General features: G+C 37.2%; 15 protein-coding genes and 1 tRNA gene. 13 read left to right on the top strand and 3 right to left on the bottom strand.

The features are described from left to right. Window positions 1–227 precede the first annotated feature (227 nt). The 12 genes from CUN59_RS07005 to CUN59_RS06950 all read left to right on the top strand — a co-directional run bounded on the left by CUN59_RS07005 (window position 228) and on the right by CUN59_RS06950 (window position 17,077). Entirely contained in the window at window positions 228–1,376 is a 1,149-nt protein-coding gene (locus CUN59_RS07005; RefSeq protein WP_104387169.1) for a glycosyltransferase family 4 protein, read from the top strand. 17 nt (window positions 1,377–1,393) lie between these two features. Beyond that, window positions 1,394–2,245, top strand: a complete 852-nt coding sequence (locus tag CUN59_RS07000; protein ID WP_104387168.1) for a hypothetical protein — start codon at window positions 1,394–1,396, stop codon at window positions 2,243–2,245. A gap of 269 nt (window positions 2,246–2,514) precedes the next feature. Further along, window positions 2,515–3,366, top strand: coding sequence for an FkbM family methyltransferase (locus CUN59_RS06995; RefSeq protein WP_104387167.1), 852 nt, complete (start codon window positions 2,515–2,517; stop codon window positions 3,364–3,366). Next, on the top strand, window positions 3,363–4,838 hold the full coding sequence (locus CUN59_RS06990) for a lipopolysaccharide biosynthesis protein (protein WP_104387166.1): 1,476 nt from the start codon (window positions 3,363–3,365) through the stop codon (window positions 4,836–4,838). Before CUN59_RS06995 ends, CUN59_RS06990 begins: the two co-directional genes overlap by 4 nt. Continuing rightward, a complete protein-coding gene (locus CUN59_RS06985; RefSeq protein ID WP_104387165.1) occupies window positions 4,835–5,791 on the top strand; it encodes a class I SAM-dependent methyltransferase in 957 nt (318 codons plus the stop codon). Before CUN59_RS06990 ends, CUN59_RS06985 begins: the two co-directional genes overlap by 4 nt. 5 nt (window positions 5,792–5,796) lie before the next feature. Further along, on the top strand, window positions 5,797–6,738 hold the full coding sequence (locus tag CUN59_RS06980; protein ID WP_104387164.1) for a class I SAM-dependent methyltransferase: 942 nt from the start codon (window positions 5,797–5,799) through the stop codon (window positions 6,736–6,738). Between the two features lie 2 nt (window positions 6,739–6,740). Continuing rightward, window positions 6,741–7,910, top strand: a complete 1,170-nt coding sequence (locus CUN59_RS06975) for a glycosyltransferase (RefSeq protein WP_104387163.1) — start codon at window positions 6,741–6,743, stop codon at window positions 7,908–7,910. A gap of 347 nt (window positions 7,911–8,257) precedes the next feature. Next, entirely contained in the window at window positions 8,258–9,409 is a 1,152-nt protein-coding gene (locus CUN59_RS06970) for a DUF8712 domain-containing protein (protein WP_207765382.1), read from the top strand. Window positions 9,410–9,570: 161 nt separating this feature from the next. After that, window positions 9,571–10,716, top strand: coding sequence for a glycosyltransferase (locus tag CUN59_RS06965; protein ID WP_104387161.1), 1,146 nt, complete (start codon window positions 9,571–9,573; stop codon window positions 10,714–10,716). A gap of 170 nt (window positions 10,717–10,886) precedes the next feature. Next, window positions 10,887–12,068, top strand: coding sequence for a glycosyltransferase (locus CUN59_RS06960; protein WP_104387171.1), 1,182 nt, complete (start codon window positions 10,887–10,889; stop codon window positions 12,066–12,068). Between the two features lie 583 nt (window positions 12,069–12,651). Beyond that, window positions 12,652–14,397, top strand: coding sequence for a carbamoyltransferase family protein (locus tag CUN59_RS06955; RefSeq protein ID WP_104387160.1), 1,746 nt, complete (start codon window positions 12,652–12,654; stop codon window positions 14,395–14,397). Between the two features lie 454 nt (window positions 14,398–14,851). Beyond that, window positions 14,852–17,077 (top strand): GumC family protein, encoded by a 2,226-nt coding sequence (locus CUN59_RS06950; RefSeq protein WP_104387159.1) that lies wholly within the window; start codon window positions 14,852–14,854, stop codon window positions 17,075–17,077. A 55-nt stretch (window positions 17,078–17,132) separates the two neighbouring features. On the opposite strand, the gene CUN59_RS06945 is transcribed toward CUN59_RS06950, so the two are convergent. Then, window positions 17,133–18,308: a DNA double-strand break repair nuclease NurA gene (locus CUN59_RS06945; protein ID WP_104387158.1), complete on the bottom strand. Its 1,176-nt coding sequence runs from the start codon at window positions 18,306–18,308 to the stop codon at window positions 17,133–17,135. A gap of 432 nt (window positions 18,309–18,740) precedes the next feature. Here CUN59_RS06945 and CUN59_RS06940 point away from each other — a divergent pair, with 432 nt between their 5' ends. Further along, complete coding sequence (locus CUN59_RS06940; RefSeq protein ID WP_104387157.1) at window positions 18,741–19,403, top strand: tetratricopeptide repeat protein; 663 nt, start codon at window positions 18,741–18,743, stop codon at window positions 19,401–19,403. A gap of 109 nt (window positions 19,404–19,512) precedes the next feature. Here CUN59_RS06940 and CUN59_RS06935 read toward each other — a convergent pair. Together CUN59_RS06935 and CUN59_RS06930 are read right to left on the bottom strand one after the other, a co-directional pair. Continuing rightward, a tRNA-Leu gene (locus tag CUN59_RS06935) sits at window positions 19,513–19,596 on the bottom strand. Between the two features lie 162 nt (window positions 19,597–19,758). Then, window positions 19,759–20,634, bottom strand: a complete 876-nt coding sequence (locus tag CUN59_RS06930; RefSeq protein ID WP_104387156.1) for a M48 family metallopeptidase — start codon at window positions 20,632–20,634, stop codon at window positions 19,759–19,761. Window positions 20,635–20,763: the final 129 nt, after the last annotated feature.

The following is a 20,763-nucleotide window of genomic DNA, read 5'->3' as shown; positions in this document are numbered from 1 at the left end:
TAGGCCAATGTGGAGAGCATAACTGTATATATTCTGCTACATATACGTATTAATATTGAATACGCGATGCTGCTTATGATACTCGTATGTATACTACAAATTGAAGTGCGGAATGTGGGTTTAATACCTATAGCTAATACAACCAAAGAAAAGTTTGCTCACGGTCTGCTTGTATTGGGTAGGAAATCTGGTTAATAGTTGCAAAAATTACGTAGTGATTACCAATTATGAAAGTTAGTATTGCAGTGTATGGCAGATTTCATGCTTTTAATTTGGCGCAACAACTTCATAAAAATGGTTTTCTTAATCATCTCATTACTACCTATCCAACTTACAAAGCATCAGAATTTGGTATAGATAGTCATAATATAAAATCCCTTTTGTATTTAGAAATATTATCGCGGGGTTGGTCTAAACTACCTAATTGGTTGAAGAGCGATCGCAACTTACAGCTATTTTGGTTAGAATGGTTTGACCGCAATGTTACTAAAAATCTACAGAGAGATTTTGATATATTTGTGGGTTGGTCAGGTGCTTGTCTCTGGTCTTTCCGTCGTGCTAAGGAATTGGGAGCTTTAACAATTGTTGAGCGTGGTAGTAGCCATATGCAGTACCAGACAGAAATTCTTCAAGAAGAGTACGAGCGTTGGGGATTAAAATTCACAGTCACTCATCCAGGTGTGTACGAACGGGAATTGCAAGCATATCAAGAATGTGATCGCATTGCTGTCCCTAGTCTCTTTGTGAAGCGAACCTTTTTAGAAAAAGGAATCCCCGAATCAAAACTAATTCATGTTCCCTACGGTGTTTCCCTGTCTGAATTTTATCCTGTCGCAAAGGAAGATCAAACCTTCCGAGTTATTCACTGTGGTGGTATCACCTTACGAAAAGGCGTACAGTATCTCTTACAGGCATTTTATGAATTAAATCTACCTGATGCAGAGTTATGGTTAGTGGGAAGTGTAGATTTAGAAATGAATCCATTTTTAGCTAAGTATAAGAGTGACAAAATCATTCTTAAAGGTAAACAACCACAAAATCAGTTGCGCTGGTTTTATTCTCAATGTTCTGTTTTTTGTATTGCTTCCATTGAAGAGGGTCTGGCAATGGTACAGCCCCAAGCAATAGCCTGTGGACTGCCTGTCATTCACACAACTAATACAGGTGGTGAGGATATTGTGCGGGATGGTGTAGATGGTTTTTGTGTACCCATTCGAGACGTAGAAGCTCTAAAAGCGAAAATCTTATACTTTTATGAAAATCCTGATAAACGGGATGAAATGGGTAATAATGCGTTGAAACAGGCAAAAATATCTCTTTCGTGGGATGACTACGGCGAAAAAGTTATTAATGTGTATTCAAAGTTACTATCCTAAATATAAGGAGAACTTAGATGTTAAATAAAGCTGTTAGATTCTTAAAAAGATTGAGAGCTATGGGACGTATTAATATATCATTAAGTCGCGGCGCTCTAGGGAGTTATACGCGCTCTATAGATTTAACTGATCCTCGATCTTGGGAGTTTTCAGCTTTCAGTCAAAATGGTGAAGATGGAATTATAGATGTATTACTTTCCCAAAGTAAAAGTCTCAATCGCTATTTTATTGAAATCGGTTCTTCTGATGGAATTGAGAATAACACCTCGTACTTAGGAATAGTAAAAAAGTACAGAGGAATTATGGTTGAAGGCAATAAAAAAGCTTCAAAAGAATGTGATCTTAATGTTGCATACCTCTGTTCAAAAGATTTTATAAGTTGTGTTCCAATGTTTGTAAATCAAGAAAACATAGAAACACTTAAAAATATGTCTCTTTATAAAGATCCTGACGTATTATCATTAGATATTGACAGCATAGATTACTACGTTGCTAAAGCAATTGTGGAAATTGGATTTAGACCCAAGATTTTTGTAGTAGAGTATAATTCAGCTTTTGGACCAGATCAGAATTTAACGATAGAGTATAAGAACGATTTTGCTGTTTTGCCAGAGCATAAAGAATTGTATTATGGCGTTTCATTATCTGGATGGAAAAAGATGTTCCAAATGTATGGATACCATTTTGTAACAGTAGACACAAACGGTGTTAATGCATTCTTTGTTAATTCTAATGAATTCGATCAGAACTTTTTACACAACATCGAAGGATTAAATTTTGCAGAAAATGGGTTACAAAGCCTGAGACTTAGGATGGATTGGAGGGGACAGTTTAATTTGATTAAGCATCTCAAATTTGTTGAAATATGAACAAATATATCTGAGATATCATGAGATACCATAAGTAATATTAATCTAGATTAATTTAAGTGTTTTATGTCAATCCGTAAAACATCAAATTTTTCAACAATACATTTGCCAAAATAAGAGCCTAGTACCGTGAGGCGTAAGTGAATGAACCATTGACAATCCTTGTAATCAATCAAATTTTTAGAGCTTTTAATGGTCATGTTATTTACGCCAACCTGTACTAGATAAATTTTACCATGTCTGCCAAAATTAAGTACACATAAAAAATCATGTTAGATACACCACTAGTCACAACTGCTCGTTCTATCAAATCGTTTTTAACGAAGATAAAAGCTGATGGTTTAATTTCTCTTTGTCAGGCTTATTACCACTCTATCTTCTTAAAAGATAACGGTAAGAACTTTATTCGTAAACGCGTGAATGATCAGGTTTATAAGTTTGCTCCTAGTTTAGCGGTGTTCACTGACATTTATGAGCCGCATATTTTGTTGTGGTTGCGGGAGTGGTTGCACCAGGGTGATATTTTTTGGGATATCGGCGCCAATATTGGTTTAACTTCATTACCAGCAGCGCGAATAATTAGTAAAAGCGGTAAGATAGTCGCCGTTGAGCCTAGTCCCGGTAATGTAGCCTTGCTAAAACGGCATATTACACTGAACGAGAACGAGAATATTGTGACCATCATGGAAGCAGCCGTATGTGATCAAGATGGTGGAACAATTACTTTTAGTCTCATAGATGACGGTTTATCCCCTTGTAATTCTTTAATGTTTTCTGAATCCGTGAATGGAGATGCTCCTAAAATCAGTAAAGAGATTACTGTACCCGCAATTAGTTTAGATGGATTATTAGCTAAACAAGGGCAATCCCCTAATTTAGTCAAAATAGATGTTGAGGGGGCAGAACTAAAAGTCCTCAAAGGTGCAACTCAACTTCTTAGTAGTCAGTCTGCTCCTATTTTACTATTGGCTGTTCATCCCTTCTGGTTGGAAACTCCGGCAGACTGTCAAGAAATAGTCAGTCTTTTGAAAGGTTGGGGTTATCAAATATTTAACCGCGAAGGAACTAATGTGGAAGTCCTAGAGTACGACGAATATCTCTGTTTACCTCCTACACGATGAGTGCGATCAACAAGTTAATTAAAGGCAGTGCTTGGCTCACAATTGCTAGCATCGTTTCTAAGTTAGCAAGTTTCATTGCACTGCCACTTTTAGCAAGGCTTTTGGGTCCACAAGGACTGGGAATCTACAATATTGTGTTCTCTTTAGCCCAATCAGGTCAAGGATTCAGTAGTTTGGGTGTAGAAGTTGCCCTACAGCGAAATGGCGCTCAGTATAAAACGATTGGGATAGAGGCAGTAGGAAGACTTTTTGGTGTTGGATTAATTCTGATTTGTTCTGTCAGTACAATGACTGGATTAGGGATATGGTTCTTTCGTGAACCATTGGCAGAACATTGGTTAGGGCAACCATCCATCACACCTTGGTTAGGATTAACAGCTATTTTAATCACCTTACAACCCTTTAGCAACGTACCGTTGCTGTTTCTAGCGAGTTTGCAAGAATTTCGTGCCTATGCCTTGCGTTCATCCCTAGAAATAGTTTTTAGCAGTATCCTCACAGTTCTATTAGCTTGGCAGATGGGCTTAAGTGGTGCTTTGCTAGGAATGGTTCTAGCAGCGATCGCCCGCATTCTTTGGAGTTATCTCATAGTTAAACCTGTACTTCGGTCCAGAGAAATTCGTCTGCGCTGTGATCATTTTTGGCAAGAGCTACAGTCTATCATTAAATTCGGCTTTCCTTACTATTTGGGCAATACTCTCCTGGGGAGTTTAGTTGGCTTACCTTTAATGGGGTTAGTTAGTCAATATGGAGGCTTAGAACAGTTGGGTTATCTGCGAGTTGCTCAAAGTATGGCTGCTCTCATTGGCTTTATTCCCACTGCGATCGCCCCTGCTGCAATATCATACCTATCTGCCAGTTCAGCAGACGAAAAAGAATCCTATCAGTATCTTAAATCAGTACACCTCAGAGGTGTGTGGATTTTACTCATCGTACCGACAGGTTTAGTTTGTCTAATTTTACCTGATCTGATTAATTTGTTATTTGGAGCTACTTATCAACAATCAATAATTCTATCTTGGCTTTCCCTATGGATATCAGCACTTACTGGAGTGACATCAGTATTAGTTCAATATCTAGTAGTAGGGGGAAAAACAGCGAGAATTGCTTATAGCTCCTTAATAGGAGTCATCTGCTGGGTTGTAGCCGCTTTTGTTTTAGTACCTCATTATAGTGCTTTTGGATTAGTAATCTCTCAAGCCATTGGTCAATTTGTTGGGTTCTTATTTGTCCTGAAACCCAGTCTGAGTGATTTATCTAGCAAAGATATTTTTTTGTTAGTTAAATTAATATTGATTACCGTGATATTTTTTGCATATACTTTGGTGATTTCATTATTGTCTGTAAATCATCTTGTTAATTATTTGTTATTAGTGATGACAATTTTTCTGGTTTGCATAGTTATCTTTCATCAAGTTCTATATACTTCAGAAAAGCTAAAAATAAAAAAACTATTAGAGGTAAGAAAATGAACAGAATAGTTGATCATACTCCCCTGAATTTTAATCCAAGCACATATCGCAACCAATTTACCGTTAAACGCCAACTCTTAGACCAGGTAATCTACCCAGTTTCAAGTAAAATTACAACTAGCATTAATTTACTGGCATACCCAGAACTATATAATCTTTCTTTTAAGATCGATCAAATATTGTTTGGCGAAAAAGGTTCGGGATTTTTATCTCTCATTCAACGATTAAGAAATTTTGTACCCTTAGCAAAATCTTCTGTCTTTATTCAAGGTTGTGGATTAGGACAAGAAGCCTTGGATTGGTATAAACTGGGGGTTTCTTCTGTGGTAGCGATGGATTTATTTAACTTTGAGAAAGGTTGGGATCAAATTTCCCAGCAATGTCAAAATATATCAGTCAATTTTATAAATGGAGATTTTTGTCATACTCAACTCGAATCTCAAATTTTTGATATCATATCTTCATTTGCAGTTTGGGAACACGTAAGAGACTTTGATAGTCTCCTAAAAGAGACGAAACGTTTAATTAAACCTGATGGAATAGTTTTATCTGGGTTTGGTCCTCTCTGGCATACCTATAGTGGAGACCATTTTTCTGATGTAGGTGGAATGAAAAATGGATTTAATCATCTCTTACTAAATCAAATAGACTATTTTAAATGGGTTGATGATTTTGACCGTCAAAGTTCTTTGGCAAATTCAGATGAGAGCTACTTTGAAATTCGTAAACATATCCGTGAAGGTCTTTTCAGTTATTTAAGACCTAGAGAATATATCCAAGAGGTTGAAAAATACTTTAATAGAGTATATACAATAGCAATTATCTCTCCTGAAGCACTGGCATTTCGATCTGCTTATCCGTCTAAATGGCAACAGCTATTGAGTTTGGATAAAATGCTGGAAGAGGATTTATTGATTAAAAGTCTCATATTGTTTCTATCTCCATCTCATTAAAAGTGATGATTTTTTTAAACCAACAAAAGTATTGGAATTGGGAAGTAACGCAACTACGAGAAATTCCATGTCCCGTATGTGGATATGAGCATTATAAATCAATTTACTCACGTCCAGATGGATTGGATATTGTCTCCTGCCAGTCTTGTTCATTTCGTTTTGTTCAACCTCAGCCATCACCAGAGGAACTCAATCGGTTTTATCAACAGGGATACTTTTCTGGAAATCATGATTTTCATCAAAATACAAACTATTTTGAATCTAGAAAGAAAGGAATTGAAACTGAGCAGGTTACAGGGTGGAAGTTTCTTAAAAATCAAGTTGATTTATCAGACAAAAAACTCCTAGATTTAGGATGTGCTGACGGCGCATTGTTAGTTTTGGCAAGACAGTATGGTACTAGTAAAGTCGTTGGTGTAGAATTCAGTAATGAAGCTGCTGATTATGGTCGCCATCAGTATAACTTAGAAATCTTAAACGTCTCTGCGGATAACCTTCCCTGTACAGATCAAAACTTTGATATTGTTACAGCTTTTGATTTAATTGAACACGTAACAGATCCATCTAATTTATTTAAGGAAGTTAGTCGAGTTCTTTGCAATGGAGGTATATTTTTAGGCAGTTGCCCAGATATGGGTTGTTTTGATAATTGGGGTGCAGAATGGATTGGGGTACAGAGGAATATGGAACATCTAAGTTATTTCGATAGTAATACTCTCTCAAAATTGGCTGAAAAATCAGGTTTTAGGGTTATTTTATTGGAGTATCAAGGTTTTCCCATAGCTTTAAAAAAATATAGGAATTTTCAAGTATTAAGTCAATTATCAATAGCTGATAAATTATTACAGCCTGATATTTGGAGTTACAATATATGGCAAAAATTAAGAGTTAAACTTAAACAATCTGCACATCTTCATGAATTAATGTTCATTTTAGAAAAAGTATAGTTATGACCAGACAAAAAATTGCGATGTTAGTCTACGCAAACCCGGACTACTATCCACCAACTATCAATGCAGTTCATTTACTATCAGAACATTTTGATATAGTTTTAATCGGTCGTAATCAAGAAACTCCAAATTGGCAATATCCATCTAATGTTACGGTACATCGTCTAGGTGACTATACATCAGTCCGGGAAAGAGAGCAAATTTCTTCTGGGGCAAAGATCAGGGAATATGCTAATTTTATGATCCAAGCACATCAACTGCTAAAAGATGTATCTCTAATTTATGCTTATGACACTTTTGCTTATGTAGCAGCTTATTTTTCTTCCCTATTCATCACAAAAAAAATTCCGCTTATCTACCATAGTCATGAAATATCTGATAGATTATCATCTCTATCTTCATTATCAGGATGGCTGCAAAGAGCTGAAAGAAAATTAATACATCATGCTGCGATGATTGTTTTTCCTGATAAAGATAGAGCTACCTTTTTTCAAAAGGTAACAAAGATCAAGCAGCAGCCACTCATTGTCCCCAATTTTCCCCTAAAATCTATTTTTCACCTGGAAACAGATTGGTATTCAGTAATCCCTAAACGTTGGGAATCTGTTACCCTCTTTTATAGAGGCACAATTTCAGATGGAAGTGCCATGAAAGAAATTATTACTGGCGCTACCCTGATAGAAAATAATTTTTGTATAAAATTTGTTGGTTTTTTAAATGATGATAACCACAAAGAAATCGATAATTTAGTTAATGATCTGAAAATATCCCAGCTTTTTTGTTATTTAGGGAAAATACCGTATATTGATTTACAATTACATACTTTATCTGCAACTGTAGGATTTGGAATGTATAAAAACAAATATTTTGATCGAGTAGCTTGTGTTACTGCTTGCAATAAGATATATGAATATGCTGCCTGTGCATTGCCTGTTATTGTCAGTGACTTCCCCAATTACCGCGAATTTTTGGGAAATGAATCTTGGGTGCGTTTTGCCAACCCCGACGATCCTCAATCAATTGCAGATGCGATTAAAGACATTTTAAGTGATTTTGAAAATTACCAAAAAATGTGTTTAGCAGCTAGGCAAGCATTTGAAGACAAGTTTAATTATGAAACAGTTTTCTCACCTTTATTGACAAGAATTAAAGATTTAGTTGGTGAGTGAGTCTTAATCAAAAAAATTAAAATGATGAAGTCTGATTATTTATGTATAACTATGATGGGAATCCAAATACTATAGCTCAACAGAAAAAACACTATGAAACTCAACGAAAGCAACAATCATATTTTCAAAGATTAAAATTTGTTTTAATAGTCACTTTAGTAGGAGTTAGTGGTTATCTGTTCGATCAACGTCCAGCAGTGCTTACAGCTAACAAGGCACTCTTAGCATTAGGCATAATTTGGGTTAGTTTGATACCCGCACTGCAATATTTATCTGATCGTCAGCGTCCCCCCATACCCTTTTTACCACTAGTAGGCATTTTTTACGCTACATCTTTTGGATTACCAATGTTTTCTGCTGGTACAAAAGTCCACTATTTATGGTCTTTAGAGAATGTAAGTGAAAAAGCATTATTGCTAACCTTAATAGGAGTAGTAGCAATTAATATTGCCTTTTACTGTTTTAAATACTCCGTTTTTCAAAAAATTCCTGCTCTGAAATTATCTCAGTCATACTCAATAACTAAGTTAATCATCTTGCTATGGGTCTTGCTGATATTACATACCTTATTTATATATATCCCATTTATTAGAGAAATTCCATCAGTAAGTCAGTTTTTAGATCCTACTGGATATATTGCCTATGGGATGTTTTATATTCTCTATAAGCGTGGCTATCTTCCATTTGTCCAAAGTTTAATTTTATTAGGTATATTTCTTCCAGCAGAAATACTTACCCGTTTTGCTAGTGGAGCTTTAGCTCAACTCATGATATTAGGGCTATATATGGTTATTATAATCTTTCAGGAATCTAAACGTATTCCTATATTCCTGATAACAGGAATTCTGATATTTTTCTTCCTATTTAACCCAGTCAAAGGTGAATTCCGTACGTTAACCTGGGGTAATCCTCAGATGGAGCAATCAAACCCTATCCAAAAAGCTAAATTATTTATCAATGTCGTAATTGAATACTATTCTAGTTCTAAATTCACACAGAAATCAGATCGTGAAAATACTTCATTAGCCAGAACAGCCCATATACTTGTTTTTTCAGCAGTAGTTGAAGATACCCCAAACCGAGTACCTTATTGGGGAGGACAAACATACTTACCCTTAGTAACAAGTTGGATTCCCCGTGCCATATTCCCTGATAAACCTACAGAAAATACTGGCAATCAATTTGGTAGACGTTACAAATATTTAGGAAGTACAGATTTCACTACTTCTTTTAATTTACCTTGGATTGTAGAAATGTATGCCAATTTTGGACAGGTGGGAGTTTTAATAGGAATGTCATTGGTAGGAATACTGTTGGCATTTTTGGAACAAACATTAAATCATTCAAATATGAATCCATTGGAATTTGTCATAGGTTCAACAATACTTTTTCGATTAGTTTATCAAGAATCTAATTTTTCTCTGATGACTGGGTCAGTTCTTACCCTATTTCTGTCTTTTTATTTATTATTTAAGTTTTTATTGACTGAACGTAGATAAATTAACTATAGTCAAGGATTGTATGAATGTCTTAGATTTGATTAAACTTTTATGCAAATGTTGAAGCCGGAAATTGGACATTAACCCCTAAAAATTATTAGGATTTTTAGCCGTTAATTCCGGGGTTTTCAGCCTATTTTCTGATAAATTTTTTAATTTTTATGAATAAAAATAATTTTCACCTCTGGTTTCCCAACTTATTTGAATTTACAGGAGGTATTCAAACATACTGCTGTTTCTTCCTCCAAGCCATTCAAAATATCTACCCTGATACTGATTATGATATCTTTATCAAACATGATAGACATTCCTCACCCAACTTCTCGACCCTAGCCCCTACTAGATTTCACTTGACTGGATCTATACCATCACCACTGAGAACACTTGCATTTGCAGCCCAGTTAATTGGTTGGGGAATCTGGAAACGCCCAAAATTAATCATTACCGGACACCTGAATTTTACCGTGGCAGCCTACTGGCTAAAACGGTTGACAAATATCCCTTATTGGACAACTGCTTATGGTATCGAAGCCTGGGATATCAAAAACTCATCTTTGCAAAGGGCTTTACATCATGCAGACCTGATTTTAGCAATTAGTAGCTACACCCGCGATCGCCTGATTAAAGAACAAAACCTCGACCCGAATAAAATTGTTATTTTGCCATGCCAGTTTGATCCAAGTCGCTTTCAACCAGCCCCAAAACCTGCTTATTTATTAGAAAAATACGGACTAAGGCGGGAACAACCTATAGTATTAACTGTAGCTCGACTAGCGGAAGTTCAACGCTATAAGGGTTATGACCAAATTCTTCAAGCACTTCCTCAAATTCGTCAGCAAATTCCCGATGTTCATTACATTATTGTGGGTAAAGGAAATGACGGGACTAGAATTAAGCAATTAATTACCCAACTCGGATTACAAGATTGTGTCACCTTAGCTGGATTTATTCCTGATGAACAACTGTGTGATTACTACAATCTCTGTGATGTTTTTGCTATGCCCAGTAAAAAAGAAGGATTTGGTATTGTCTACTTAGAAGCCCTAGCCTGTGGTAAACCTGTATTGGGAGGTAATCAGGATGGTGCTACGGACGCGCTTTGTCATGGCAAACTAGGGGCATTGGTAAATCCTGATGATGTAGATGAAATTGCTCAAACTATTATTCAAATTTTACAAAGTACATATCCCAACCCTTTAATGTATCAACCCGAATCTTTGCGTCAACAGGTTATTGACACTTTTGGTTTCGAGCAGTTTCAGAAAACTTTGGCTGGATATTTGCAGGATCATGAAACCAGATCCTAAAATTAGGAAGCCAGGGAATTAATTCCCTGTCTAATAGCTGAAGTCGGTTTTAACCGACTGGTTTGGGTAATATTGATATGTTAGGGTGGGGTTCTACTCCAAAAGATGAAGTCAGCTTCTTAGAATTAAGTGGCTATATGCGTAATCAATTACTGCGAGATAGTAATGTAATGAAAGTCCTCCATCTAATTCCCTCTGTCGCAACCATTCGCGGCGGTCCGAGTCAAGCAATTATAGAAATGGTGAAAGCTTTAAGAAAAAATGATATTGATGCAGAGATTGTTACCACTAATGATAATGGAACGGATTTATTGGATGTACCTTTAGGAAAATTTATAGATTATCAACAAGTTCCTGTCCAGTTTTTTCCTCGGTTTTCTCCTCCTATTAATGCAATTAGAGAATTTTCCTATTCAGGAGATTTTACTATTTGGTTATGGAAAAATATTCGTAATTATGACTTATTGCATATTCATGGTATTTTTTCCTATGTTCCTACCGTAGCAATGGCGATCGCACGCTTTCAAAAAGTTCCTTATATAATTCGTCCTTTTGGACTATTGTGTGAATGGTCATTACAGCAAAAAGCTCGTAAAAAAAAGCTATATCTCAAACTTATAGAAAAAGCTAATCTTAATAACACTCAATCTATTCACTTTACCTCTATTACAGAACAAGAAGAAGCATCATTATTAAATTTAACTTCTTCCAGCTTTGTCCTCCCCCTGGGGATTTATACCCCTCAAAGAATTCTTAATGCTCGTGAAAAGCTACAAAAATACCTGAATATTCCCCCTGATGAACCAATTATCTTATTCTTATCTCGCTTACATCCTAAAAAAGGTTTAGATTACCTAATTCCAGCATTAGGCAAGTTATCTCATTACCGCTTCACATTCATTGTCGCAGGTAGCGGCGATTCAGATTATGAAACTAAGGTAAAAACTTTAGTGAAAACTCATGGAATTGAAGAAAAAACGCAGTTTACCGGATTTGTCAAGGGTGAAACAAAGGATTTATTAATGCAAGGAGCAGATATATTTGCTCTAACTTCCTATTCTGAAAACTTTGGTATATCAGTTCTAGAATCCCTAGCTGCTGGTGTTCCTGTTATTGTTACCCCTGGTGTAGCTCTCAGTGATATAGTCCAGCAACAACATCTGGGATATGTTACAGAACTTAATATTAATGATATCGCTACCGCAATTCAAAACTTCTTAGATCATCCTCAAGAATCGAAGGAAATGGGCGATCGCGCACGGGAGTTTATATTAGATAATTATACATGGGATCAAGTAGCATCAAAGATGATCTCTGTTTATGAGAATATCATTCAAAGTTATAATTTATAAGAAAAATGCCGAAAACCTTTGAAGTTTATGAGGTACAGTAACCAATTGAACCTCAAGTTTTAAAACTATAGCAGAAGGCAAGAGGCAAGAGGCAAGAGTGAAACCTTCTAAAATTGGTGTACCTCACTTACTTCAAAAGTGCTGTAATTAATCAAAAATTACGAAAAAAAGCTTCTATTGACCTGTAGGAAAGGGTTTTGGGGAAATGATTTTCCAATTTACCTCCGATAATGAAAACGTCCTGCTTAGTGACGTACTCCACACACTCCCTTTCAGGTGAGTGTGGGCTTCTCAGCGACTCTTCTCTAAGGGGAGACGGCGAAGCTGGGGGGTAAATTATATGCAACTTTACAAAGAAATGGTATGAGCATTATGCAATGAATGTTTTCGCCGAAACAGCGACAAAATATATTGAAGAGCAAGGCATTAACGTCAATGCAGTATTTATCCTGCAACTAGCCTTCATCCCTTGTCTAAAGCCCAGATGTGGCTTCCTGAGTCAGCCGCACCTTCAAAGGTTTTCGGCATTTTCCTTATAACCAAACTGAACAATTTCCTCATAAACTCATAAATTAATAAATCCATGAATATTCTCGGAATTAACGCCTATCACGGTGACGCTTCTGCTTGTTTAATCCAAAATGGTCAATTAATAGCAGCCATTGAGGAAGAACGTTTTAATCGAGTTAAACATTGGGCAGGATTTCCCACAGAATCTATCCGTTATTGTTTAAAAATAGCTGGTATTAGTGCCAAAGATTTAGATCACGTTGCATTATCCTTTAATCCCAAAGCCAATCTCAATCGTAAACTCCTATTTACCCTCAAACAACGTCCATCATTATCATCACTTCTAGATAGATTTAACAAACAAAGCGAATCCGCCAATCTTCACAGAACACTAGCCGCAGCTTGTAATTGTCAACCCCAGGAAATTACAGCACCTATTCATACCTTAGAACATCATACCACACACCTAGCCACCGGTTTCTTTATTTCTCCCTTTGAAAAAGCCGCCATTCTATCTGTTGACGGTATGGGAGACTTTGTAAGTACCTTGTCAGCAGCAGGGGAGGGTAATCATTTAGAATATTTTACGCGGACACACTTTCCCCACTCTATCGGTTATTTATATAATGCCATTACCCTGTATCTAGGCTTTCCTGCCTATGGTGACGAATACAAAGTTATGGGATTAGCCCCTTATGGAGAACCAGAGTATCTCGAAGCATTCAGAAAAATCATCTTTCCCCAGGGAGATAGTTTTGAGCTAAATCTAGATTACTTTACCCACCATGAACAGGGTATCGCCATGAAGTGGGATAATGGCGCACCCACAGTTGCACCTTTCCATAGTCCAGAACTAGAAAAACTATTGGGCCCAGCAAGACAAGTAAATTCCGAACTGACACCCAAACATCAAAATATTGCCACATCCCTACAAGCCATAACAGAAGAAATAATTTTTCATTTACTCAATCAATTACATCAGCGCTACCCTTGCGAAAATCTCTGTTTGACAGGTGGTGTAGCTATGAATTCCGTAGCCAATGGTAAAATTACCCAAAATACTCCCTTTAAAAATGTTTACATTCCTCTAGGGGCTGCCGATAATGGTACTTGTATCGGTGCAGCCTTCTTTGTTTGGAATCAAATTCTCAAACAACCTCGTCAGTTTATTTTAAGTCATGCTTATTGGGGTTCTGAGTTCTCTGATGAAGAATGTCTATTTGCGTTACAAGCGCACGATTTACAACCCAAACATCTAGAACAATCAGTGATGTTAAATCATGTTGTAGATGCTATTTGTGAAGGGAAAGTAGTTGGCTGGTTTCAAGGAAGGATGGAATTTGGTGCTAGAGCATTAGGTAATCGTTCCTTAGTAGCAGATCCTCGTCGCTCTGATATGCGAGACATTATCAACCTAAAAATTAAATTCCGAGAAAAATTCCGACCCTTTGCTCCCAGCATTTTGGAAGAATCTATCGGTGAATACTTTGAAATTGATGAACCAGCCCCTTTTATGGAGAAAGTCTTCAAAATTCTTCCAGAGAAAAGAGAACAAATTCCTGCCGTAACTCACGTAGATGGGACTGGACGCTTACAAACTGTGAGTCGCAAAAACAACCCTCTTTATTGGGATTTGATTAATACCTTTGCCGAGCGCACAGGTATTCCTTTGCTCCTGAATACATCCTTAAACGAAAATGAACCTATTGTTAGGACACCGGAAGAAGCAATCCAGTGTTTCTTGAGAACAAATATGGATAGTTTAGTTTTAGGCTCATATTATATAGACCGCAGTCATCTGAAACTCCCCGGACTATAAAAATTTCGCTAGGCTCATTAAGTAGTGGTAATTCATGAATTACCACTACTTAAGAATAGTGTACAAGTTAGATTATAGCAAAGTATACGCTAAGGTAAAAAAGCAAATCCTAGTCCTGCAGATTTAGAGACAACTGATAAGTAAGAGTGTTATATATAGATATATTGTGTTTGACTCCTAAAAATTCAATAGCCACACCAAATACTCTATACCTGGTATCTTGAACCACCTCAATCATGTACTGGTGTTAAGCTTATTAATATTTAGGACTCAACAGACTAAATTACCATGGAGCAAATTAAACCGAAAAAAAAGGAAATTTATTTCCTAAGCCGATAATTGGCGACCAGCTTTTATGGACAAATCCCAGATGTGAATAAAAAGCGTTTCTCTACAGATACAAAACTCAAAACCTTTATACCTTCTTCACATTAATCTCTACAGGGTACAATCAATGCTTGATAGGCAAATTACAAACCAAACACTATCTCAGGATATTATTCCTAGCTCTAGGCTATTTCCTCATTCCACACTTTCCAATATTACTGAAGATAGTAATGATTGGAACTTGAGGCAGCTTTTAGGGCTATTAAAGCGCCGAGCAGTGATAATTGCAGGTATTGTCACTGTGGGTATGACGGGAATTACTTATTCAACCCTCAACCAAGAATCTGTATATCAAGACAACTTTCAAATTTTAGTTGAACCTGTCAATGATGATAGTGATTTAGGTAAACTAAATCTCATAGACCCTAATATGTCTAAATTAGGTGGACTAGATTACGAAAGTCAAATTCAGGTTCTCAAAAGTTCAGAATTGCTACAACCAATTATTAAAAAGTTACAAATCTCCTATCCTGATATTACTTATGCTTCCTTAATAGAAGACTTAACTATTATTCGTTTCGGAACAGCAAAAGTAATTGAAGTTAGCTACAAAAGTAATGATACCGAAAAAATCAAATTTGTATTAGACACCATTTCTCAATTTTACTTAAACTATAGCCTAGATAAGCGGCAAACTAAGCTCCGTCAGGGAATACAATTTGTAGAAAAACAACTGCCTGATATTAAAAATCGGGTAGCACAGTTGCAAAAAGAAATGCAAATCTTCCGCCAAAGATACAACTTTATTGATCCAGAAAATCAAGCTAAAGGACTTTCTGGACAAATCCAATCTCTCACAGAAAAAAGATTAGCTGTCAATCAACAGTTAGCAACCACCAGAGCTAATTATTTAAGTTTGCGGGGACAATCTGGACAATTAACTGCAATTAATAATGCTCCTATATATCAACAGTTGATCACTCAACAACGTCAACTTGATACACAGCTATCTGGAGAATTAGCCAGATTTAACCCCGATAACCCCATCATCCAAAGCTTGCAAGAAAAAAGAAATAATCTCTTACCTCTGATTGAAGCAGAAGCATCCAGAGCACTGAACATCAAAATCGCTGAAGCAGTAACTCAGATGCGTCAAGTAGAAGTAGATAGCAAACAACTGGCACAAACTGAACAACAACTGCAAAACAAACTAGAACAACTACCTGTTTTATCTAGACAATATACTGATATACAACGAAATCTACAGTTAGCAAACGAGAGTTTCAATCGGTTTTTGTCTACCCGGGAACAACTACAAATAGAAGTAGCACAAACAGAACTGCCATGGGAATTAATTAAAGCACCTAATCAGCCAGAATATCCAATTTCACCTAATATTAATCGAAATTTACTATTGGGATTTGGCGCTAGTTTTCTGTTAGGTCTTGGTGCTGCCGTACTCATGGAAGAAATAGACAATACCTATCATACTATTGATAGTATTAAGGATAAGATAAAACTGCCCATATTAGGAACTCTTCCCTTTGATAAAACCATAGCTAATAATTACGTTAATCGGACTAACAAAACAAATGATCAAGGTGTTGATTATCCTGAAATAGATAAATTAACTAATCTATTTCGTCGTCAGTTTCCTCGCAATAGTCGCAATAGTTATTACTCTCAAGGGGCTTTTTGGGAATCTTTACAAGTTTTATATAGTAATATTCAGTTGCTAAATTCTGATCAACCAATTAATTCCCTCATTGTTTCCTCATCTGTTCCCGGAGATGGCAAAAGCACAGTTGCATATAATTTGGCAAAAATAGCTTCCACCATGGGTAAAAGGGTATTACTGGTAGATACTGATTTGCGTCGTCCTCAAATTCATGAATTATTAGAACTGAATAATTTGTGGGGGTTAACTAATTTAATTTCTTCAAACATGGATGCCAAGCAGGTGATCCAAGAGATACCCACAATAAATAATTTATCCGTGGTTACTTCTGGTCCAACACCACCTGATCCCGGTAGGTTATTGTCCTCACAAAAAATGAGACAGTTAATGGAATATTTCCATCAAAGTTTTGATTTAGTTATTTATGATAGTCCGCCGATATTGGGATTAGTAGATGTTAGGTTAATAGCACCCCATACTAATGGTTTGATCCTAGTTGCGAGAATGAATCAAACGGATAAATCAGCTTTATTACAAGTTCAGGATAGCCTCAAAACATATCCCATCAATGTCTTAGGCTTAGTTGTTAATGGTGACAAGTCTCAAAGTGGTAGCTATTATGTCCACTACCGATATTCTGATCAAGAACAGGTGCATAATTCTTCAGTTAGTTAGCATCAAATCTCTCTTGACACTCCCCTCGGCTTTAGTCGAGGGGAGTGTCAAAAAATTAAGCGATACTGCCCCGCTTTCTGGCTTCTTTGGAGGAAATAGCGACATTTTTAATGCCAGCTTTAATCATTTGTCGTTCTAAAAGTGCAAAGAAACGGTTTCTATCCCCACCTCTAACGACAGCTTGGTTATGGGCTTCAGCGATCGCAACAGGATAACCATATCCTTTTTGTACTTGTGCCAGCATTAACCCCAGTGCTTGCTCAAACATAGCAGAATTTTCAGCGACCCAAGAGGGAACTTCAATGCGGGCGATTTCTGTACCAACATGGACGTAACAAAAATAAATAATTTGATCGTCATACAAGTCTAAAATTCGGGCATTACTGCGCCACAAAGCTCCTCTTTGTCCGGGTTGAAGTTGGGTAGTCCACAGGGTTGTATCTCGCAAGGTATCAAATTTTTTACATGGCACGTATTCCAGTTGATTGGGGCAATGGGTAATACAGTCTGGGTGAGGATGGGGACAAGCTAACAAGCGCAAAAAGTTTGTAGCTTCAATGTTACGGGAGGCACTAAGATAACCCATGAGAGGAATATTGGCTTCCCGCATTTGTTTCCAAGCGGCTAAAACTGGTGGTAAAATCTGATCCCTTGCATCCATTGGTAACTGATCTAAAAACCAGTATATTAAAGAACCATCTACCATTGCTAAAACTGGTGCTGCTGTTCTCGCACTACAAGCTAGTTCCGCTAATACTGTAGCTTCAGAAGCGGTACGACGATAACTCATCCATTCTTCCGTTCTAATACCCCACTGACGAGACACATATAAATCTTCTGGGCGATAAAACACCTCCGGTAAACTATCGAGGAGAGGGTGAAGATTTTGACCATAGTGTAAAACTACTCTACCAATATTAAGTAAGTAACAATACGCAATTTCGTGATGATTGGGAGCAATTTGTGAACCATCAGTAGAAATAACAGTATGAACTTTAGGAGGAGTAAGAATACTTATACAAGTGTCCAGGGGTTCAATAGGTGTAGCATTGGCAAAAAGAATGCGATCGCGCCATTCTGCTTGAGATTTAATTAATTCCTGTTGACACTCAAAAGCTTTTTTTAAATATTGTTGTGCTAACTCTAATCGTTGATGACTTGCAGCTACTTCCGCATTTAAATGCTGGCTAAAACCCTGCATTTGTCCTGATATTTTATTTAAATCAAGCATAGTGGCTAACTGTATAAGAATAAAATATTATAATAATTATACAAGGTAAGACTTTCCCCCCTGCCTCCGGTTGGTGAGCGAAGTTCCAAAGCGTGGCGTTAGCCATACCACCGGCTCCTACTATAACGGGAAAAATATGTAGTCAACCACCCATCACTTCCCTTCGGGTAAGTGAGGGCTTGTAAAAGCCTAGTTGATCAGACTCAATTCTTGACCGAACTACATTAGAGGTAAGAGTTAAAGACCTACCAGGGAATGCGTAGCTAGTTCCCTGCTCTAGAACTTAAAAGTTAAACAGGCTTAAGGGTTAAACCAGTGCTTTTAAGATAGTTACCGACCTCTAACATTGTCAAAGCTAACATTACCCCAGAAATGGGAGGCTCTTCGGAGCAAAATATTCTGTCCTTTAGCGGGGATCTCCTGGAGGTTTAGATGAAAAAATGGAAATTAACAATTACCATCTTCACATTCGGAACTATATTATTTAGCCCCAAAGTCAGCGCTCAAAACTTATCAAATCTTTCTGCTTCTACAAGCAAATTACCACTTTTAGCCCAATCTCCACCTAAAGATGCCGTAGTATATTTCCATCGAGGATTAAACCGCTATACATTTGGAGATATTCCTGGAGCGATCGCCGAATATAATCAAGCCTTAATTTTACATCCTAATTTTGCTGAAGTTTATTATCAAAGGGGTATATCTCGCCACAAATTGCGAGACTTGCAAGGAGCAATGGCAGATTTTAACCAAGCAATAAATATTAGTTCTAATTATCCTGGTATCTACAATAATCGAGGACTTGCTCGCCACGATTTAAAAGATTATCAAGGGGCAATGGCAGATTTTAACCAAGCATTGCTTCTCAATCCTAATTTTCCTGAAGCTTACCAAAATCGAGCAATTACACGCAATGCTTTAGGTGATAAACAGGGAGCAATTAGTGATTTAAACGCAGCAGCTAACCTATTCCAAACTCAAAAAAGAATGAAGAATTATCAAGAAGTTCTTGATTTAATTAAAAACCACCTTTCGCAACCAAACGGCAACAGATATAACAAAAAGCTAGACTCACAGAGTGAACTACTTGATTGAGAACGATTTCGGTTTTTCCCGCCTTATATCCCGCCACTGATTAGGAGTACCAAATTCAGTGGGGGACTTACGGCGTAGTAGTTAAATAACTTTTATAATCTGATGTAAATGGGCAGGAGGAGAATCGAACTCCTATGACCTCACGGCCGCCGCATTTTGAGTGCGGTGCGTCTACCAATTCCGCCACCCGCCCTTGGGTGTCACTACCACCATTATAGCCTATTTTTTTATTTTGGCAATAGGTAATTAGGTGAAATTTAGAAATTTTTTGGTAATTGACTAAGTGAACTAAAATCAATATCTTGTAAGGTAGGACAGCCACTAAGTGTCATATCGCCATTAAACCTAGCAAAATCTACCAATTCCGCCATCCACCTTTAGACCCGGTAGTATTTTCGTGATTAATACCTTGATTATGCAACAATTTTTGGTATTCTTGACTACCTGACCACCGATCAATTTCTCGCGCTCTGAGTACGGGTACAGGGTGGGTTAATTGGGCTGTGCGGGCAGATTTGACCATTTCTCCTAGTTCGGTTTTGCTAATGTCATCATAGGCACGGGCTTGATCGATAAAGGCATCTAGATTGAGTTGGGGTGCTAAAGTGGGAGAACCGCCGGCCAACTTCATTAATACTGACATGACCACTTTCGGGTTTTGGGTAGCTAACAAAGCGGCGCGATCGCAGGTAAACTCAGCGCAGCGCACCCATTCTAATAATTGTGACTGGATAGCTTGAGCCAAGACAGCACCAACATTTGGTACAATTGCCGCTGCTAAAATTAATAAATTCACCGGCGTTAAATACAGACTATGATCACACTTGAGATGACCCAATTCATGGGCAATGACAGCCTGTATTTCTTCCGGTGTCAGAATTTCAATTAAGGATGTATGGATGACAACAAAAGGCTGCTTACCTCGCATGGCAAAGGTGTAAGCATTAGGGGCTGGATGTTGACGCACATATAACTGAGGTGGATCAATATCCAGAATTTGACAAGCTTCTAATAATAACTTGTGTAAATGTGGGAGTTGTTTTTCTCCTACCAAAATACTAGAGGCGATATTTTCCACATAAAAAACCTGTTCAGCCATTGGCCCTAACCAATTCCGCACCATCATGTCTAAACCGGGAATTTGTTTGAGAGTGTTGGTAGCTTCTAAGTCCAGAGGATGACGGAAGGAGTCAGCTTTTAAACCAATGAGCGAAGTTTTGAGTAAAGACATAATATAGAAGAATTTAGGAGTTTAGAATGAAGGATGAAGTCTAGGTCAATCTCTCAAATATGTGTTTTCTAGAATCTTTGTAAAGACGTTCCAGGTAACGTCTCTAAAATTTTAACTATTCGCCGTAAG

The sequence above is a fragment of the Cuspidothrix issatschenkoi CHARLIE-1 genome (genome assembly GCF_002934005.1).
In the GTDB taxonomy this organism is placed as follows: Bacteria; Cyanobacteriota; Cyanobacteriia; order Cyanobacteriales; family Nostocaceae; genus Cuspidothrix; species Cuspidothrix issatschenkoi.
Note: the sequence above shows the minus strand (reverse complement) of the source record. Positions and strands in the feature narration are given on the sequence as shown.

Bases quoted from the DNA above. Each gene is read 5' to 3' on its own strand.
- CUN59_RS07005 (WP_104387169.1), top strand. From the start codon at position 228: ATGAAAGTTAGTATTGCAGTGTATGGCAGATTTCATGCTTTTAATTTG.
- CUN59_RS07000 (WP_104387168.1), top strand. From the start codon at position 1,394: ATGTTAAATAAAGCTGTTAGATTCTTAAAAAGATTGAGAGCTATGGGA.
- CUN59_RS06995 (WP_104387167.1), top strand. From the start codon at position 2,515: ATGTTAGATACACCACTAGTCACAACTGCTCGTTCTATCAAATCGTTT.
- CUN59_RS06990 (WP_104387166.1), top strand. From the start codon at position 3,363: ATGAGTGCGATCAACAAGTTAATTAAAGGCAGTGCTTGGCTCACAATT.
- CUN59_RS06985 (WP_104387165.1), top strand. From the start codon at position 4,835: ATGAACAGAATAGTTGATCATACTCCCCTGAATTTTAATCCAAGCACA.
- CUN59_RS06980 (WP_104387164.1), top strand. From the start codon at position 5,797: ATGATTTTTTTAAACCAACAAAAGTATTGGAATTGGGAAGTAACGCAA.
- CUN59_RS06975 (WP_104387163.1), top strand. From the start codon at position 6,741: ATGACCAGACAAAAAATTGCGATGTTAGTCTACGCAAACCCGGACTAC.
- CUN59_RS06970 (WP_207765382.1), top strand. From the start codon at position 8,258: ATGTTTTCTGCTGGTACAAAAGTCCACTATTTATGGTCTTTAGAGAAT.
- CUN59_RS06965 (WP_104387161.1), top strand. From the start codon at position 9,571: ATGAATAAAAATAATTTTCACCTCTGGTTTCCCAACTTATTTGAATTT.
- CUN59_RS06960 (WP_104387171.1), top strand. From the start codon at position 10,887: ATGAAAGTCCTCCATCTAATTCCCTCTGTCGCAACCATTCGCGGCGGT.
- CUN59_RS06955 (WP_104387160.1), top strand. From the start codon at position 12,652: ATGAATATTCTCGGAATTAACGCCTATCACGGTGACGCTTCTGCTTGT.
- CUN59_RS06950 (WP_104387159.1), top strand. From the start codon at position 14,852: ATGCTTGATAGGCAAATTACAAACCAAACACTATCTCAGGATATTATT.
- CUN59_RS06945 (WP_104387158.1), bottom strand. From the start codon at position 18,308: ATGCTTGATTTAAATAAAATATCAGGACAAATGCAGGGTTTTAGCCAG.
- CUN59_RS06940 (WP_104387157.1), top strand. From the start codon at position 18,741: ATGAAAAAATGGAAATTAACAATTACCATCTTCACATTCGGAACTATA.
- CUN59_RS06930 (WP_104387156.1), bottom strand. From the start codon at position 20,634: ATGTCTTTACTCAAAACTTCGCTCATTGGTTTAAAAGCTGACTCCTTC.